Genomic DNA, 2,893 nt, shown 5'->3' on the forward strand with positions numbered 1-2,893 from the left:
AGCGGGTGCCCATCGCGAAGGCCATCGTCACCAGCACCCCGACCAGCAGCAGCAGTCGCTGCCGCAGCCGCCAGACCGAGAAGAACAACCCACCTGCGGCGAGCGCGTAGAGCCGTCGAGCGCAGGCGTTGTCGCCGCCGGCGGTGTTCTCGATCAGGACCGGCACGCCGAAGCCGCCGGAGTCTGCCGCGTACGCGAAGGTCTTGCGCCAGTTGTCGAAGCCGACGGCCAGGTCGTCGCCCGCGTTGACGTGCCCACCGTGGACGATCAGGCCCTTGGCGCCGATCGCGGCGGCCGCGGTGGCGTGCCCGAGCAGCAGCTTTCGGCTCGGGATCCGGATGCGGTTGTTGAGCGTGGCCACGTTGATGACGTACGGCGCGTGCACGTACAGGTCGACCTCGGCGGCGCGCAGCCGCTCGGCGTCTTCGCGCGGCTTGGGTGCCTTCCAACCCTGTGGGTCGGAGAGGAAGAACTGCACGGTGTCGGCGGACCGGGCGGCCGCCTCCGCCAGCGGGTCGGTCGAGTCGACGTGGGCTCCGATACGCATGCGAGCGAGCCTACGTCGCGACCCCGACGGCCGGGGCGACGGCCGGGGCGGTGTCGCGTCACCGGACGGACCGACGATCGTTGATGGGTGTGAACCGGCGACCAGCATTCCGGTGCCGCCTGTGGCGCGAGCGCCGCACCCGGTGATCGGCGGTCGCCGGCCGACAGCGAGGTCACCCCCGCCGCGCGGCCCGGCGCAGCGGGGGCGACCCCATCGCACAGCGGCCACCGAGCGACGACGATCTCGGAAAATTGTGCTTTTTCCCCCGACAAGGTACGAGTGCTGTTGTATCGTCAGATAACAACACGATAAAGCTCCGCGGGGCGTCTTCGGTCCAACCTCATCGGTGTGGTCGTTCCTCCCCAGGTCCCACCCAAGGAATGCGGACCGGACGCCCCGCGGCCTCGTAGACGGGGGTCCACCACCGGCCGATTGACGGTCGGACGGTGGGCCCCCGTCGGCATGTCCGGGTGCCGGCCCGACCACCCCGGGCATGATCGTTGGGACCGGGTATCCTGGTCAGGTTGTCCGCGTCCGGCCGGGTTCCCTCGGCGCGTGCGGACCACGACACAAGACCTCCTGCCACGGAAGGACCGTGGCCGCTTAGCCCACAGGAGGTGAGCACGTCTTGCGTCATTACGAGATCATGGTGATCCTCGACCCCAGCCTCGAGGAACGCACCGTCGCCCCGTCGCTCGACACGTACCTGAACGTGATTCGGACCGCGGGTGGCTCGGTTGAGAAGACCGACGTGTGGGGCCGCCGGCGCCTCGCGTACGAGATCAACAAAAAGGCAGAGGGCATCTACGCCGTCGTCGACCTGCAGGCCACGCCTGCTGCGGTCGCCGAGCTGGACCGTCAGCTGCGACTCAACGAGTCCGTGCTGCGCACCAAGGTCCTCCGACCGGAAATGCGCTAAGCCTTCAAACCCCCGGTTCGTCCGGATCAGCCTCCGCGACTCTGTCGTAGGGCTCTGGGAGCCTGTACGACGAGACGCTGAGTGCGCGAGGAGATGGTCATGGCAGGAGACACCACCATCACGGTCATCGGCAATCTGACCGATGACCCCGAGTTGCGGTTCACCCCCTCCGGGGCTGCGGTCGCCAAGTTCCGAGTCGCTTCGACGCCCCGTTTCATGGACAAGGCGTCGAACGAGTGGAAGGACGGCGAGCCGCTGTTCCTCGCTTGCACCGTGTGGCGGCAGGCCGCCGAGCACGTCGCCGAGTCGCTGCAGCGTGGCGCTCGGGTGATCGTGTCGGGCCGGCTGCGTCAGCGGTCGTACGAGACCCGCGAGGGTGAGAAGCGCACCGTCATCGAGCTCGAGGTCGACGAGATCGGCCCGTCGCTGCGCTACGCCACGGCGAAGGTGCAGAAGATGTCCCGCTCCGGCGGCGGTGGCGGCGGCTTCGGTGGCGGTGGTGGTGGCAACCAGGGTGGCGGCGGAGGCAACTTCGACGACCCCTGGGCTTCGGCCGCTCCCTCTCCCGCGCGTGCCGGTTCGGGCGCCAATTTTGACGAGGAGCCACCGTTCTAATGGCGCCGAGCGCCCGCGATCGCAAACCAGGAGCACGTGCAATGGCCAAGGCTGCGGCACTTCGCAAGCCGAAGAAGAAGGTGAACCCGCTCGACAAGGACGGGATCACCTATATCGATTACAAGGACACCGCGCTGCTGCGGAAGTTCATCTCCGACCGCGGCAAGATCCGCGCTCGACGGGTGACCGGCGTTACCTCGCAGCAGCAGCGGCAGATCGCCCGCGCGGTCAAGAACGCCCGTGAGATGGCGCTCCTGCCGTACACGGCCACCACCCGCTGAGAGGAGGCACCGATATGAAGATCATCCTGACTCAGGAAGTGTCCGGCCTCGGTGCCCCGGGCGACATCGTCGAGGTCAAGAACGGCTACGGCCGTAACTACCTGCTGCCGCAGGGCTTCGCGATCGCCTGGACCAAGGGCGCGGAAAAGCAGGTCACGGTCATCAAGCGGGCCCGTTCGGCCCGCGAGATCCGCGACCTCGACCACGCCAACGAGGTCAAGGCTCAGCTCGAGGGTCTCAAGGTCAACCTGAAGGTCCGCGCCGGCGACGGCGGGCGGCTCTTCGGCTCGGTCACCCCGGCCGAGATCGTCGACGCCGTCAAGGCGGCCAGCGGCCCGGTCCTCGACCGGCGTCGGCTGGAGGTGCCCGGTCACATCAAGTCGACCGGCACCTACCCGGTGAAGATCAAGCTGCACCCCGAGGTGACCGCGTCGTTCAACCTGAACGTCGTTCAGGGCTGACGTCCGCAACACCACCACGAGGCCCCCCACAGAGTAATCGGCGCGGGCCATCGTGGTGGTGTTGCGGACG

At 68.1% G+C, this 2,893-nt stretch carries 5 protein-coding genes; 4 read left to right on the forward strand and 1 reads right to left on the reverse strand.

The genetic code is table 11. The features are described 5' to 3' along the window. A partial coding sequence (locus tag KBX53_RS28090; protein ID WP_247676341.1) for a TIM barrel protein occupies positions 1–547 on the reverse strand: 547 nt, incomplete at its 3' end. 628 nt (positions 548–1,175) lie between these two features. Here KBX53_RS28090 and rpsF point away from each other — a divergent pair. The 4 genes from rpsF (at position 1,176) to rplI (ending at position 2,823) form a co-directional block, all read left to right on the forward strand. Next, positions 1,176–1,466: a 30S ribosomal protein S6 gene (gene rpsF / locus KBX53_RS28095; protein ID WP_036411437.1), complete on the forward strand. Its 291-nt coding sequence runs from the start codon at positions 1,176–1,178 to the stop codon at positions 1,464–1,466. Between the two features lie 81 nt (positions 1,467–1,547). Further along, complete coding sequence (locus KBX53_RS28100) at positions 1,548–2,081, forward strand: single-stranded DNA-binding protein (protein ID WP_030331808.1); 534 nt, start codon at positions 1,548–1,550, stop codon at positions 2,079–2,081. Positions 2,082–2,122: 41 nt separating this feature from the next. After that, positions 2,123–2,362: a 30S ribosomal protein S18 gene (rpsR, locus tag KBX53_RS28105; RefSeq protein ID WP_013289355.1), complete on the forward strand. Its 240-nt coding sequence runs from the start codon at positions 2,123–2,125 to the stop codon at positions 2,360–2,362. Positions 2,363–2,376: 14 nt separating this feature from the next. After that, entirely contained in the window at positions 2,377–2,823 is a 447-nt protein-coding gene (gene rplI / locus KBX53_RS28110) for a 50S ribosomal protein L9 (RefSeq protein ID WP_030331806.1), read from the forward strand. The last annotated feature ends 70 nt before the right edge of the window (positions 2,824–2,893 follow it).

This window comes from Micromonospora sp. M51 (assembly GCF_018070305.1).
In the GTDB taxonomy this organism is placed as follows: Bacteria; Actinomycetota; Actinomycetes; order Mycobacteriales; family Micromonosporaceae; genus Micromonospora; species Micromonospora parva.